The organism is Amorphoplanes friuliensis DSM 7358, assembly GCF_000494755.1.
In the GTDB taxonomy this organism is placed as follows: domain Bacteria; phylum Actinomycetota; class Actinomycetes; order Mycobacteriales; family Micromonosporaceae; genus Actinoplanes; species Actinoplanes friuliensis.
Genome location: NC_022657.1, coordinates 4,542,640 through 4,555,608 on the forward strand (window position 1 = coordinate 4,542,640; position 12,969 = coordinate 4,555,608).

General features: G+C 71.7%; 13 protein-coding genes. 5 read left to right on the forward strand and 8 right to left on the reverse strand.

Translation table 11 applies throughout. From position 1 onward, the window contains the following. The first annotated feature begins 63 nt into the window (after positions 1-63). Positions 64-2,274 carry a putative bifunctional diguanylate cyclase/phosphodiesterase gene (locus AFR_RS21020; RefSeq protein ID WP_023362814.1) on the forward strand — a complete coding sequence of 737 codons (2,211 nt, stop codon included), beginning with the start codon at positions 64-66 and terminating at the stop codon, positions 2,272-2,274. A gap of 1 nt (position 2,275) precedes the next feature. On the opposite strand, the gene AFR_RS21025 is transcribed toward AFR_RS21020, so the two are convergent. Further along, a complete protein-coding gene (locus tag AFR_RS21025; protein ID WP_023362815.1) occupies positions 2,276-2,878 on the reverse strand; it encodes a class I SAM-dependent DNA methyltransferase in 603 nt (200 codons plus the stop codon). Between the two features lie 83 nt (positions 2,879-2,961). Between AFR_RS21025 and AFR_RS21030 the strand changes: the two genes are divergently transcribed. Next, entirely contained in the window at positions 2,962-3,435 is a 474-nt protein-coding gene (locus AFR_RS21030) for a hypothetical protein (protein WP_202964009.1), read from the forward strand. Here AFR_RS21030 and AFR_RS21035 read toward each other — a convergent pair. From AFR_RS21035 to AFR_RS21050, 4 genes are all read right to left on the reverse strand, one after another. After that, positions 3,432-3,752 (reverse strand): hypothetical protein, encoded by a 321-nt coding sequence (locus AFR_RS21035; protein ID WP_041842494.1) that lies wholly within the window; start codon positions 3,750-3,752, stop codon positions 3,432-3,434. The two genes, AFR_RS21030 and AFR_RS21035, sit on opposite strands and share 4 nt — an antisense overlap. Positions 3,753-3,839: 87 nt before the next feature. Continuing rightward, positions 3,840-5,405 carry a hypothetical protein gene (locus AFR_RS47910; RefSeq protein WP_023362818.1) on the reverse strand — a complete coding sequence of 522 codons (1,566 nt, stop codon included), beginning with the start codon at positions 5,403-5,405 and terminating at the stop codon, positions 3,840-3,842. A gap of 292 nt (positions 5,406-5,697) precedes the next feature. After that, positions 5,698-6,390 carry a class F sortase gene (locus AFR_RS21045; protein WP_041841024.1) on the reverse strand — a complete coding sequence of 231 codons (693 nt, stop codon included), beginning with the start codon at positions 6,388-6,390 and terminating at the stop codon, positions 5,698-5,700. Beyond that, complete coding sequence (locus AFR_RS21050; RefSeq protein ID WP_023362820.1) at positions 6,387-7,199, reverse strand: DUF4397 domain-containing protein; 813 nt, start codon at positions 7,197-7,199, stop codon at positions 6,387-6,389. The genes AFR_RS21045 and AFR_RS21050 overlap by 4 nt, the downstream gene beginning before the upstream one ends. A gap of 140 nt (positions 7,200-7,339) precedes the next feature. Here AFR_RS21050 and AFR_RS21055 point away from each other — a divergent pair, with 140 nt between their 5' ends. Then, positions 7,340-7,912 (forward strand): RNA polymerase sigma factor, encoded by a 573-nt coding sequence (locus AFR_RS21055; protein ID WP_023362821.1) that lies wholly within the window; start codon positions 7,340-7,342, stop codon positions 7,910-7,912. Continuing rightward, positions 7,866-8,564 carry an anti-sigma factor gene (locus AFR_RS21060; protein ID WP_023362822.1) on the forward strand — a complete coding sequence of 233 codons (699 nt, stop codon included), beginning with the start codon at positions 7,866-7,868 and terminating at the stop codon, positions 8,562-8,564. The genes AFR_RS21055 and AFR_RS21060 overlap by 47 nt, the downstream gene beginning before the upstream one ends. A gap of 88 nt (positions 8,565-8,652) precedes the next feature. On the opposite strand, the gene AFR_RS21065 is transcribed toward AFR_RS21060, so the two are convergent. Continuing rightward, entirely contained in the window at positions 8,653-10,674 is a 2,022-nt protein-coding gene (locus AFR_RS21065) for an MMPL family transporter (RefSeq protein WP_041842496.1), read from the reverse strand. A gap of 73 nt (positions 10,675-10,747) precedes the next feature. On the opposite strand from AFR_RS21065, the gene AFR_RS21070 reads away from it, so the two are divergent. Beyond that, on the forward strand, positions 10,748-11,242 hold the full coding sequence (locus tag AFR_RS21070) for a MarR family winged helix-turn-helix transcriptional regulator (protein ID WP_023362824.1): 495 nt from the start codon (positions 10,748-10,750) through the stop codon (positions 11,240-11,242). 44 nt (positions 11,243-11,286) lie between these two features. Here the strand turns inward: AFR_RS21070 and AFR_RS21075 are convergent, their stop codons facing one another. Next, complete coding sequence (locus AFR_RS21075) at positions 11,287-11,895, reverse strand: response regulator (RefSeq protein WP_041842497.1); 609 nt, start codon at positions 11,893-11,895, stop codon at positions 11,287-11,289. Between the two features lie 56 nt (positions 11,896-11,951). Beyond that, the gene (locus tag AFR_RS47915) at positions 11,952-12,902 is read right to left on the reverse strand and encodes a sensor histidine kinase (protein ID WP_023362826.1); all 951 of its coding nucleotides are present in this window, start codon (positions 12,900-12,902) and stop codon (positions 11,952-11,954) included. Between the last annotated feature and the right edge of the window lie 67 nt (positions 12,903-12,969).

Below are 12,969 nucleotides of genomic sequence, written 5' to 3' on the forward strand. Positions count from 1 at the left end.
GGGGGTACGCCTCAGGGCCCGGTTCTCCTCAGGTCGGCACCCGGCGGGCCGATTGCTGCGCTCGTGCATGGTGCCGATTTCGACGATCACACCGCGGACTACTGGGCCCGTCAGATCCGGATCGGGTCCGCGATCGCCGCCGGTGTCACGCTGCTCGGCTGCGTCAGGGTGGCGGCCGACTGGGCGCCCGCGGATCGCTGGCTGATCCCGTGGGCGCTCGGTGCCGTCGTGCTGCAGCTCGCCGCCCTGGCGCTGCCCTGGCTCCGGCTGGCGCGCGACGTCCGGATCCGGCGCTCCCTCGTCCTCTGGCTGGTCGCCGAGCTGCCGCTGCTCTTCCAGTTCGCCCGGATCGACGACGACGGGCTGATGTTCTACCTGCCCGGCTCGGCGCTGATCATCGTGGCGACCGCGGCGCTCTACCCGCCGCTGGTCGTGGTCGGTCTCGGCGTGCTGGCGCTGGTGGGCTACCTGGCCCTGCTGCCCGCGGTCACTGCCGGGAACGCGGTCTCCATCGTCAGCCTGCTGGCCATCATGTTCTGCCTGGTCGCGCTGACCGCGATCAACTCCCGGAGCCGGCGCCGGCTGGACGAGCGGCGCAAGGCCGCCGAGCACCGCACCGAGCTGCTGCTGGAAGCCGCCTCGGACGCCGTCTTCGCGATCGACGTCGCCGGCGAGATCCGCTACGCCAGCCCGTCCGCCCAGCGCATCCTCGGCATGGGCACCGACCAGCTCAGCGGCGTCGCCCTCAAGACCCTGGCCCACCCCGACGAGCTCGCCGGGCTGGGCGCGTGGATGAGCGACCTGTGGCGGGTGCCCGGCGGGACCTCCCGCACCGAGGCCCGGCTGCGCCGCCCCGACGGCACCTGGATGCACCTCGACGTCATCGGCACCAACCGGCTCGACGACCCGTCCCTGCGCTCCGCCGTGATCAGCCTGCGGGACATCGGCCGGCGCAAGGAGCTCGAGGACCAGCTCAGCCTGCAGGCGTTCACCGACTCGCTGACCGGGCTGCCCAACCGGGCGCTGTTCCGCGACCGCCTCGAACAGGCCGCCCGCCGGCCCGGCAGCGACGTCACCGTGCTGCTCATCGACCTCGACGACTTCAAGCTCGTGAACGACAACCTCGGGCACAACGCCGGCGACGAGCTGCTGGCCACGCTGGCCGGACGGCTGCGCGGTGAGATGCGCGCCGGTGACACCCTGGCCCGGCTCGGTGGTGACGAGTTCGCCATCCTGGCCGAGGACCTCGACGCCGCGGAGGCTGCGGTGCTCGCCGAACGGTTACTGACCGCCGGCCGGGAGCAGGTACGCCTCGGCAGCCGTGACGTCAGCTGCTCCCTCAGCATCGGCATCGCCACCGGTGACCTGCCGGCCGAGCAGCTGCTGCGCAACGCCGACCTCGCCATGTACGCGGCCAAACGCAGCGGGCGCAACGCGTACCAGCTGTTCAGCCCCTCGATGTCACGGTCGGTCCTGGAGGAGGCGCAGCAGCGCGTCGACATGGAACGCGGCCTGGAGCAGGAGCAGTTCGTCGTGCTCTACCAGCCCGTCGTGGACATGACGACGCAGCGGCTGACCGGTGTCGAGGCGCTCGTGCGGTGGCGGCATCCCGACGACGGGCTGCTCAGCCCGTACCAGTTCATCGCCAACGCTGAGGCGAACGGCCTGATCGTGCCGCTGGGCCGGTGGGTGTTGCGCGAGGCCTGCGCGCAGCTGGCGCGCTGGCGGCGGGAGACGCCGGCCGCGGCCGGTCTGAAGATCAACGTCAACCTCTCGGCGCGGCAGTTCCAGTACGCCGGCCTGGTCGGCGACGTCGCGGCGGCGCTGGCCGACGCGGGCATCCCGGCGTCCGCGCTGACCCTCGAGATCACCGAGTCGATGCTGATGGAGGATGTCACCGGCGCGATCGAGACCCTCGGCGCCCTGCGGCAGCTCGGCGTCCGTCTCGCCATCGACGATTTCGGTACGGGCTACTCGTCCCTCAACTACCTCAAGCAACTGCCGGTCGACATCATCAAGATCGACCGTACGTTCGTGGAGAGCGTCGACACGGACGCCGACGACGTCGCGCTGGTCGACGCGGTCGTGGGTCTCGGGCAGGCGCTGCGGCTGCAGACCGTGGCCGAGGGCATCGAGACGGACGGTCAGTGGGCGATGCTGCAGCAGATCGGCTGCGACCAGGGCCAGGGCTACCTCTTCGGCCGCCCGGGTGACGCGGCCTCGGTGGCCGCACTGCTCGCCCGGGACGCGGCGGCGGCCCCGGCCGGGGTCTGAGTTACGCGGGGATTTGGCAGAGAGCGAAGATCTGGCTCTCCGGCGGGGTGTCCGCCGGGGTGAAGTCGACCGTCACGATGCTCTCCACCCGGAAACCGGCCTCGGTCAGCCGCGCCGCCAGCTCGTCCTGCGGGTAGCCGGTCACGAACACCGGCACACCGAGGAACTCCACCGGCAGGCTGTCGGCGTCCATGTTCACCATGCTCAGCGCGAACCAGCCGCCCGGCTCGAGCCAGCCGGTGATCTTCGCCAGGGTCTTCTCGATGTCGGCCCGGCTCAGCATGAGCAGCGAGAAGAACGCCGTCACGGCGCCGAACCGGCCGAAGTCGGCGCCCAGCTCCCGCACGTCGGCGTGCACGAACTCCGCCGCCGGCACCTGCTCACGCGCCAGCTCGAGCATCCCCTCGGAGATGTCGACACCGACAACCCGGTGCCCGGCCTCGGTGAACGTCCGCGCGGTGGGCACCCCGGTGCCGCAACCGAGGTCGAGGACCGCGGCGCCGTCCGGCACGAGCCCGGCGACCCTGTCGATCATTTCGGCCTGGAACGGATTGTGGCTGTGCTCGCCCTGGTAGAGCTCGGCGAGTTGATCGAATGCCTCCATGCCGGGCAACCTATCGGTACCGCGGACGAAAGATCCATCGACGGAAGTCCTGAGTGGAGCACCGATCGGGCACCATGACCGGTATGCCCGCAGAGACCTGGACCGCGTTGACGTCGCTCGGTGGAGTCGCCCTCGGTGGCGGCCTCTCCTGGCTGGTGCAGAGCACGACACAACGCACCAACGTTCGCAACGAGCAGCGCAAACTCGAACTCGCCCGCGCTGAGACCCGGCGTACCGAACGCCTCGCGGCGCTGGAGCGGTTCGTCGCGGCGGCCTCCGAGGCCGAGCGGCAGGCACTCAGCCGTCCGCGGGACCAGAGCGCATGGGACGCCTGGGAGGCGGTCACCCAGCCGATCATGGACCGGGTCTGGGTCGCCGAGCGGATGATCCGCGTGCTCTTCCCGGTGCCCGTCCACGACGCCGCCCGCGCCTACTTCCTCGTCCTCAACCAGGGGGTGTGGGAGGGCGCGGAGGACTACGGGGCCGTCCGTGACAGCCTGGAAGAGCCGCGTGTCGCCTTCCTCGACCTGGCCGGTGACGCCCTGGAGAAGTCCTAGCGGCGCAGCACCGAGAGCTCGAGGATGGCCGGCATCGGTGCGACCCCTGGTCCGCCGTCCTGAACCCAGGCGGTGATGTCCTCGGTGACGTCGGTGTTCACGAGGCCGAACCACACCGCCCGGGCACCCGCGAGCCGGGCGGCCGGCGTGGGGTGGACCACGATCACGTTCGCCTCGGCACACTCGTCGAGGCACTCGCTCACGCGTACGCGGTGGGGAGCGGGCAGGGACTCCCGGAGCTGGACCAGCTGGCCGTCGTGGTCGACACCTGGGTGTTTGCGCGCGTTGCCGCAGCAGCAGTCGCGGCACACCGTGATCGTGCAGCCGGCGGTCATCATTCTCCTTCACGACAAAAATCGGGCAGCCACCGTGCTGGGTGGCTGCCCGATTGTCCTTGATCGGCGTCAGTCGCGCGCCGCGGCCCTGCGGCGCCGGGTCGCGCCGACGAGCACCAGGCCGGAGAGCACCAGCAGTGCCCCGCCGAGGATGATCGTCACCGAGTTGGCGCCGGTGAGGGCCAGCTTCGACTTGTTCTCGGCCTGGACGTCCGTGGTCTCGGCCGCGGCCTGCTGGGCGTCCGGTGCGCCGTCGTCGGTGTTCGTGACGACCTCGGCGGCCGGTTCCTTCGTGGCCTTCTTGGTCGGCTTGGCGGTCTTGCCGGCCACGGCCTGCACCGGGCTCTCGGCGTCCTCGTCGTCCTTGGTCGCCTCGTCGCCACCGTTGCCGGTGTCGCCGTTGTTGTCGTTCGTGGCTTCGTCGCCCGTGGAGGCGGCGGGCTTGGTGGTCTTGGCCGGCTTCGGGGCGCTCGCGTCGTTCTTCGGCGGGATCGTCACGGTGCCGGTCTTGGGCGGGGTGTTCCCGGCGTCGGTCTTCGGGGTGGCGGTCGCGCCGGGGTTCGGGTTGTTCCCGTTGTCACCCTGGCCGTTGTCGCCGCCGTTGCCGTTGCCGTTGTCGTTGTCGCCACCGCCGTTGTTGTCGCCGCCGTTGTTGCCGCCGTTGTTGTCACCGCCGCCGTTGTCGGCGGGCGGCGTGGTGGCGGGCGGGTTCTCGGGCTCCTCGGCCGGCGGCTCCTCGGCCTGACCACCCTCGACCTTGACGCGGACCGCGTCGAGGGCCGGGGTCTGGTTGGCGCGCTGCATCATCGGGATGCGGTGGGAACCGTCACCGGCCCACGAGGCGCACTGGGCGATGCCCTCCTGCGGCAGGCCCGGGACCTGGATGGTCACGGTGTCGGGGTCCGCGCCGCCCTTCTTGTCCTCGGTGGCCACGAAGAACGCCGGGACCGGCGCGGGGTCGACGGCCTCGCTGGTGCTGGCCAGCATGCGGCAGGCGGTGTGGAAGTGACCGCGGACCAGGCCTTCGGCCGTGAGCACGGAGCTCTCCACGTAGTAACCGCCCTGGCCGGCCGCGAGGAAGCGGTCGCGGACGAGGTTGCGGGTGCTGACCTTCAGGGTGAACGGGGTGTTCGCCTTGACGGTCTCCGGGAACTCGGTGATCAGCAGCGTCGGGTTCTTCGCGGCCTCGCCGACCTCACCGAACTCGGTGGAGACGCAGCGGTTGCCGAGCTGGAAGCCGTCGTGCGGCTGGAGGTCGCTGTCCTCGCAGCTGTTGGCGAGGATCGTCAGGCCGTTGACCTGCTTCGCCGTGGTGTTACCGGTCTTGCACTCCTCGACCGGCTGGGCCTCGGGGGCCTTCTCACCCTTGGCCAGCTGCCCGTCGCCCTTGTGCTGGACGTCGCCGTCCTTGTCCGTGTAGGTGCCGACCTTCGGGTCCGACGCTGCCTTCTTGCCCGACGGAGCGGCCGGGTCGGCGGCGGGCGCCTGGCAGGCGACGGTCTTGCTCTCGTCCGCGTTGGAGATCTGGGTGACACCGATCACCCCACCGAACGCGACGAGTACGGCGACCGCGGCGATGATCCTGCGGTCCGGGCCCCGGCGCTGGGCGGCTCGGTGGTAGCTCGGCCTTCGCATGGGTGGGCACCTCTTCTGTAACCAATTCGGCGGAAGCTGTTGCCGGGGTCGAGGAGGCCATTTCCGGTCCCCATCGGCGCTGGCAAACAGACGTTAGGAGCCGGGCCGCCGGAACGCCAATTCAGGCCGGAAACTTGAGGCTTTCTTAGGCGCGAATTAATACAAAGATATGCGTCGGAAGTCGAACTCCGGACCTCCCCCGTTCGGACGATGTCCCACTGGTACGAACGGGGGAGTCCGGAGGATGCGCAGCGCCGCCACGAGCATACCCGGAGTGAGGCGTCGTGCCAGGTCATCCCACCGGCTGAGCGGTGACGACGATGTTGTCGCGGTAGTGCCCGGTCTTCTTGTCGAACGGCCCGCCGCAGGTGATCAGGGTGAGCCGCGTGGCGCCGTCGCGGGCGAAATAACGGTCCAGGGGGATGCGCGTCTTCGCGTACCTTTCCCGGGCGATCACCTCGAATTCACGAATCACGCCGTCGGCATCCGCGAGGGATATCGGATCACCGGGGGAGAGTTTGTCCAGGCCGAAGAATGCGCCTTTCCCCTGGGCCGCGCTGTCCACGTGCCCGGCGACGACGATCGAGCCGGCGTCGGCGGTCATGCCGGGCCCGAAGCGGTACCAGCCGACCCGGTCGACGCTCGGCGGCACGGCGAAGTCGCCCGTCTTCGCATCGACACCGACGGCGGCCACCGTCGCGTCCAGCTTCATCGCGGGGATCCGCAGCCGGGCCGGGACGACCTCACCCGCGGCTTTCCGGGAAGGAGAGGGGCGCGCCGAGCTCGGCGAGGACGAGGACGAGGACGAGGACGAGGACGAGGGCGCCGGGGCCGAGGCCAGGGCCACGACCGCCGCGGTCCCGACGGACGGCTCGGGTCGCGTACGGACCCAGGCGATCCCGGCGCCGATCAGCAGCACCAGCCCGGCGATGACGAGGAGCAGGGCGCGCCCCCGGAAGGACGCGCCCGTCTTGTTCACGCTCATCGGCGGGTGGAGACCATCCGCCTGGCGCCGAAGCCCAGCAGCAGCAGGCCGGCCAGCGCGACCGCGTACCAGGTGTTGCCGAGGCCACGGTCGGCCAGGCCGCCGCTGCCGCTCGGGACGCCGCCCGGCGCGGAGTGCAGACCGGTGATCGACTGCGTCACCAGGTCCAGCGTCTTGTCCTCGGCGGAGCCGACCGCGTACACGATGGTCGCGGTGCCCTCCTTGAGGTCGAGATCCGCCGGGCCGATGGCCACGTCGTCGGTGCCGGCCAGGACCACGTCGGCCTTGACCGTGCCCGCGGGCAGGTCGGCCTTGGCCTCCTTGGGGTTGGTCAGGTTCTCGAAGACGGGCTCGCCGGCCGCGCGCACGTCGACGGCCGGGGCCGCCGCGGTGTGCCGGACGATCAGGCGCGTCTGGCCCGCGTCGAGCTTCTTGACGTCGTTGGCGAACGGTGTGAGGACCGGGTCGCCGTCGGCGCCGAGGTGCGCGACGAGGCTGATGTTGGCGCCGCCGGGGATCTCGGCATCGTCGACCTTCAGCACGGCCTTGCTGATATCGTCACCGGGCTTGGTCAGCACGATGTCGTAGCTGCCCTCCTCCAGCTTCAGCGGGCCCGCGACCGTGCCGGGCTTGAAGTCCGGCAGGGTCTTCTTGCCGTTGACGTAGACGTCCACGTTCTGCCCGGGGATGCCGTGCACGACGGAGACCTGGGAGGTGGCGGCGAAGGCGGGTGTCGCGGTCACGGCGGCGAGACCACCGAACGCGACCAGGGCAGCAGCGCCGACTGCGGCGGTGCGGTGAAGAAACATCGGGGGACTCCTCGTGAGGTGCGGATCGGACAACCGGTGGTAACGCTCGCTCCGGTGTCCGTGGATGCACTTGAAAAAAGATGGTTCCGCTGCATCCACGGGCGGGCCGACCAGCGAATGTGCAGGCAGGAAGGAGGTCCATGAATCCCGACGACGAACTCGCCGAGCGCTTCCGGGCGGGCGACGAGCACGCTCTGCGCACCGCGTACGACAGGTACGGCGGTGCGGTCCTCTACCTGGCCGTCCGCATGCTCGGCAACCGCGCCGACGCCGAGGACGTCACGCAGACGACCTTCGTGGCGGCTTGGCAGGGCCGCGACACGTTCGATCCGGAACGCGGCGGGATGCTGGGCTGGCTGCTCGGGATCGCCCGCCGCAAGACCGTCGACCGGCTGCGTTCGGCGGCCCGCGAGGAACGCGTCGCGACCACCGTGCGGGCCCAGCCCGTCGCCGACGAGGAGAGCCCGGAACGTGTGCTGGACCGCCTGGTCGTGGCCGACGAGCTGGCACAGTTGCCGGTGGAGCAACGGCGGACGATCGAGCTGGCGTTCTACGACGACCTGACCCACCCGCAGATAGCGGCGATGACCGGACTGCCGCTGGGCACGGTCAAGAGTCACATCCGGCGGGGCATGGCAAATCTACGACGACGGTGGGAGGTGGACGGTGCAGCATCTGGAACCCGATCGGCTGGTCCTTCTCGCGCTCTCTGAGGACACACCGGCCGCCGACGAGTCCGTCCACCTGGCCGGGTGCCCGGGCTGCAGCGCCGAGATCGACGACCTGCGGCACGTGGCCGAGCTCGGTTCGGAGACGCAGGGCCTCGACTCCCTGCCCCCGCCTCCGGAACGTGTGTGGGACGCGATCGCGGCTGCGACCACGGCTCCCGTACGCCGCCTGCCGGTCCGTCGCGAACGGCGCTGGGCCCTCCCGGTGCTGGCCGCCGCCGCTGCCGCCGTCCTGGCGATCGCGGGCACGGTCGTCGTGCAACGGGTCGTCGAGCGGTCCGCGCCGCCCGACGTCACCGCGAAGGCGAGCCTGGTCCGCCTCGACACGGCTCCCGCGGCCGCGCACGGCGCCGCGGAGGTCATCGGTGGCACCCGGTTGCGGGTCGACGTCCGCAACCTGCCGCTGAACCCCGGGTACTACGAGGTGTGGCTGATCGACCCCGAGGACACCACCAAGATGATGGCGATGGGCAACATCGACGGCGCCGCGCTCACCGGTGCGGCCGACGTGGTGCTGCCGCTGCCGCCGGGTGCGGATCTCAACCGCTACCGGCTCGTCGACGTGTCGTCCGAGGCGTACGACGGCAACACCGCGCACTCCGGCAAGAGCCTGCTGCGGGGCACACTCACGAACTGAGGAATTGCGGGAAAGCGCCGGCGAGTGACAGGTTGTCGCTCGCCGGCGCTTTTGTCGGTCCGGGCCGCCGGCCCGGCAGGCCCCGCGATCAGTCGGCCGCGCGGTTCGCCGCCGGGTTCGCGGGCCACCAGAAACGGTCACCGAGCAGGGTGGCCAGGGCCGGGACCAGCACGGTACGCACGAGCAACGTGTCCAGGAGGACACCGAGCCCGACGATGACGCCGATCTGGGTCAGCGTGATGATCGGGAGCACCCCGAGGACCGCGAAGACCGCCGCGAGCAGGATCCCGGCGCTGGTGATCACCGCGCCGGTGGCGGCCAGCGCGTGGATCATGCCGGCCCGCGTACCCCGGATCGCGGCCTCCTCGCGCGCCCGGGTGACCAGGAAGATGTTGTAGTCGACGCCCAGCGCGACCAGGAAGAGGAACGCGTAGAGCGGCACCTGGTTGTCGAGACCGGGGTACCCGAGGACCTCGCGGAACAGCCATGATCCGGCACCGAGCGCGGCCGTGAAGCTGGCGATGACCGTAACGATCAGCAGCACCGCCGCCGTGACCGCACGCAGCAGCAGGCCCAGCACGAGCAGGACGACCAGCAGGATCACCGGCACGATGACGCGGAGGTCGCGCCGGGCCGCGTCCCGGGAGTCCAGGGCGATCGCCACGCTGCCGCCGACGAGCGCGTCGTCGCCGACCTTGTCACGCAGCGCTCGGATGGTCTCGTAACTGTCGGCAGTGTCCGGTGCCGCTGTCAGCACGGCGTCGATCCGGGTCGTCTCCGGTGTCTCCTCGGCGATCCGGGCCTGCGCGACGCCCGGGGTCGCGGTGACCGCGGCCAGCACCTGCTGCGCCCGCGCCGGTGCGGTCACCACGACCGCCGGGTCGGCCGCACCGGCGGGAAAGGAACGGCTGAGGGTTTCGAGCCCGTCCACGGACTCCGCCTGCACCCGGAACTGCTCCGTCTGCGACAGCCCGAGCCGCGTGCCGACCAGGCCGGTCGACAGGACACCGAGGACGACCAGCGACACGACGGTGACGAGGCCGGGCCGCCGGGCGACACCGCGGCCGACGCGGGCCCAGATGCCGCGTTCCTGCTCGGCGCCGCCCTCGCCGACCCGCGGGATGAACGGCCAGAACAGCCCACGCCCGCAGACCACGAGTGCGGCCGGCAGGGCGATGAGCGCGAACAACGCGGCCACGCCGATGCCCAGCGCCGCCGTCACGCCGAGAGCGACGGTGTCACCCAGCGAGGCGAGCAGCAGCGTCAGCAGGCTGAGCACCACGGTCACCGCACTGGCGGCGACGGCCGGTCCGGCGCCCCGCAGAGCCCGGCGCATGGCCTCACGCCGGTCCTCGTGCTGGTGCAACTCCTCCCGGTACCGGGAGATGAGCAGCAGGGCGTAATCGGTGCCCGCGCCGAAGACCAGCACCGTGACGATGCCGACGGTGGAGTCCCCGATGGTCAGGTCGGTGTGCCGCGACAGCAGGGCCACCAGGCCACTGCCGACCCGGTCGGCCACGCCGACCACGGCCAGCGGGACCAGCCACAGGATCGGACTCCGATACGTGACCAGAAGCAGCAGCGCGACCACGACCACCGTGACGATCAGCAGATTGGTGTTCGCACCCGTGAAACTGTCGGCGATGTCCGCGGCGAAGCCGGCACCACCGGTCACCTGCGCGGTCAGCCCCTCCGGCAGCCCGGCCTGCGCGGTGGACCGCAGCCCGGCCACCGCGTCGATGAGCTGCTGGGCGGGGGCGTCGGCGGGCAGCGGCACGGCGACCAGCGCGGCGTCGCGCTGCGGCGAGAAGACCGGCGGACCCGCGGCCCGGAACGCCTGGGCGTCCGCCTCGATCTTCTCGACGTCCGCGTCCGACAGCGCCCCGGAGCCCCGGCTGTAGACGACCAGCGCCGGGTTGGTCTGCCCCGACGGCAGCTGCCGCTCCAGGGCGGCGACCTTGGTGGATTCCGCCGCGGCGGGCAGCGAGGCGGTCGGATCGTTCGCCGTGCGCACCTCACCGGCTCCGGCGATGACCGACCCGCCGGCGAGCAGGGCGATCGCCAGGACCAGCCAAGCGGTGAACCGTCCGGTCAACGTCCGAAGCACCATCATTCCTCCACCGCAAAGAATCTCGACCATCGAGAGTCTCCACGGTCGCGCGACGATCTGCAACACTGAACCCGTGTACCGGGCGCGGAAGACGGAGCGGGACAGGCTCCGCGATGAGATCGTCACCCTGCTGCGGTCGTACAGCGTCGAGGCCCAGCAGGTGGGGCACACGTTTGCGCAGAGCCACGGCCTGCACCCCACCGACCTGCAGGCCCTGATCGCCGTCATGCACGCCGAAGGCCGCGGCGACCCCCTCACCCCGGGCCGCCTGGGCGAAGCCATCGGCCTCTCCTCGGGCGCGACCACCGCCGCGATCGACCGCCTCGAGCGCGCCGGCCACCTGCGCCGCACCCGCGAGAGCACCGACCGCCGCGTGGTCCACCTCCGCTACGGCGAGCCCGGCATGGCCCTCGCCCTGGAGTTCTTCGGCCCCCTCGGCCAGCGCACCGACAATGTGATGAAGGACTTCACCGACGAAGACCTGGCGACGGTCGAACGCTTCCTGCACGGCATGACCACAGCCCTGTCCGCCCACCACGCGGCGGTCCGCGCCCCCAAGGCCGGCTGATCGCTGTCCGGAGGTTGCCGGCGGCGGTCCTCGGTACGGGAGTGTCAGCCGGTGAAGGGCCGGGGTCTGACCAGGCCGGCGTCGTAGGCGGCGATGACCAGGTGGGCGCGGTCGCGGGCCGTGAGTTTGGTCAGGAGGTGGGTGATGTGGGTCTTGACGGTCTTGATGGAGATGGTCAGGCGGGCGGCGATCTGGTCGTTGGACAGGCCGCCGCCGATCAGGGTGAGGACCTCGGTCTCCCGGGCGGTCAGCTCCGCGGGTGGCCGGTGGTGGCTGCGGGGTCCCGTCAGGTAGTGCTCGATCAGGCGGGTCAGGATGGATGGTGCGAACAGTGACTCGCCGTCGTGCGTGCGCCGGATCGCGGTGATCAGGTCTTCGGGGCGGGCGTCCTTGAGGAGGAAACCGGCGGCTCCCGCGTGCAGGGCCTCGTGGACGTACTCGTCCAGTTCGAACATGCTGAGCACGACCACTCTGGTCGCGGTCAGGGCCGGGTCGGTGCAGATGCGGCGGGTGGCTTCGAGGCCGTCGACGTGGGGCATGCGGACGTCCATCAGGACCACGTCGGGGCGGGTGCTGTGGGTGACGGAGAGGGCTTCGGCGCCGTCGGCGGCCTGGCCCACCACGGTGAGGTCCGGGGCGCTGTCGATGATCATGGCCAGGCTGCGGCGCAGGAGGGGCTGGTCGTCGGCCAGGACGACGCGGACCGGGGTCACGGGGCCGCCAGGTCGGGGATGCGGGCGGTGACGCGGAATCCGGGCCCGGCCGGTTCGGCGTGGAGGGTGCCGCCGAGGGCGGAGACGCGTTCGTGCAGGCCGAGCAGGCCGTGGCCCGCGCCGGGTGCCGTCGGCCATGGTCCCTGGGGGCCGGTGTCGCTGACGGCCGCGACGACGGACCCGTGGTCGCGGTAGACGTGCACCCGGACCGTGCTGGGGCCGACGTGGCGGGCGACGTTCGTGAGCGCCTCGCGGACGGTCCGGCACACGGCGACCTGGACGCCGGGGGAGACCTCGCCGACGGGCTCGAGTCGCAGGGAGGCACCGGTTCCGGCGACGATGGCGGGCAGCTGGTCGAGGCTGTCGACCGGCAGCCGTGGCGCGGTGTCGTCCGCCGAGCGCAGGACGGTCAGCATGCGACGCAGCTCGGCGGTGGCTTCCCGGCTCGCGGCCTCGACGTCGGCGAGCACGTCAGCGAGCACGTCGGCGGGCGGTCCGGCGAGCACGTCGGCGGGCGGTTCGGCGGGCGGTTCGGCGGGCGGTTCGGCGGGCGGTCCGGCGGGCGGTCCGGCGGGCGGTCCGCCGGGCGGTTCCCGGGGATCGGCGGCTGTCAGGCGTGCCGCCGCCACGCGCACGGTGATGAGCCCGAGGCCGTGCGAGACGATGTCGTGGAGGTCCCGGGCGATCCGCAGACGTTCCGCCAGTACGGCCTCGGAGGCCGCCCAGCGGGTCAGCCGGGCCTCGTAGGCGGCGCGGTCCGCGCGGGTGCGGTGCACGGCCCAGGCGGCGACGCCGGCCGCGGTCACCGCGATCGCCGTCGGCAGCACCACCGTGACCGGTCCCTCGCCGCCGGTCGCGACCAGCAGGAACACCAGCACGGCGAGCGCGGCGCCCGCGACGGGCCACGCCGTCGATCGCCGGGCGGGCCGGTGCCGTTCGTGCTCCACCACCGCACCCTACGTGCGGCGTACCCGGGCAGGCGTCGGACCTGGGTCTGATCTTCGGGTCCGGTCC

Coding starts and splice junctions, on each gene's coding strand:
- AFR_RS21025 (WP_023362815.1), bottom strand. CDS start 2,878: ATGGAGGCATTCGATCAACTCGCCGAGCTCTACCAGGGCGAGCACAGC.
- AFR_RS47910 (WP_023362818.1), bottom strand. CDS start 5,405: ATGCGAAGGCCGAGCTACCACCGAGCCGCCCAGCGCCGGGGCCCGGAC.
- AFR_RS21050 (WP_023362820.1), bottom strand. CDS start 7,199: ATGTTTCTTCACCGCACCGCCGCAGTCGGCGCTGCTGCCCTGGTCGCG.
- AFR_RS21030 (WP_202964009.1), top strand. CDS start 2,962: ATGCCCGCAGAGACCTGGACCGCGTTGACGTCGCTCGGTGGAGTCGCC.
- AFR_RS21075 (WP_041842497.1), bottom strand. CDS start 11,895: ATGATCATCGACAGCGCCCCGGACCTCACCGTGGTGGGCCAGGCCGCC.
- AFR_RS21045 (WP_041841024.1), bottom strand. CDS start 6,390: ATGAGCGTGAACAAGACGGGCGCGTCCTTCCGGGGGCGCGCCCTGCTC.
- AFR_RS21065 (WP_041842496.1), bottom strand. CDS start 10,674: ATGGTGCTTCGGACGTTGACCGGACGGTTCACCGCTTGGCTGGTCCTG.
- AFR_RS21055 (WP_023362821.1), top strand. CDS start 7,340: ATGAATCCCGACGACGAACTCGCCGAGCGCTTCCGGGCGGGCGACGAG.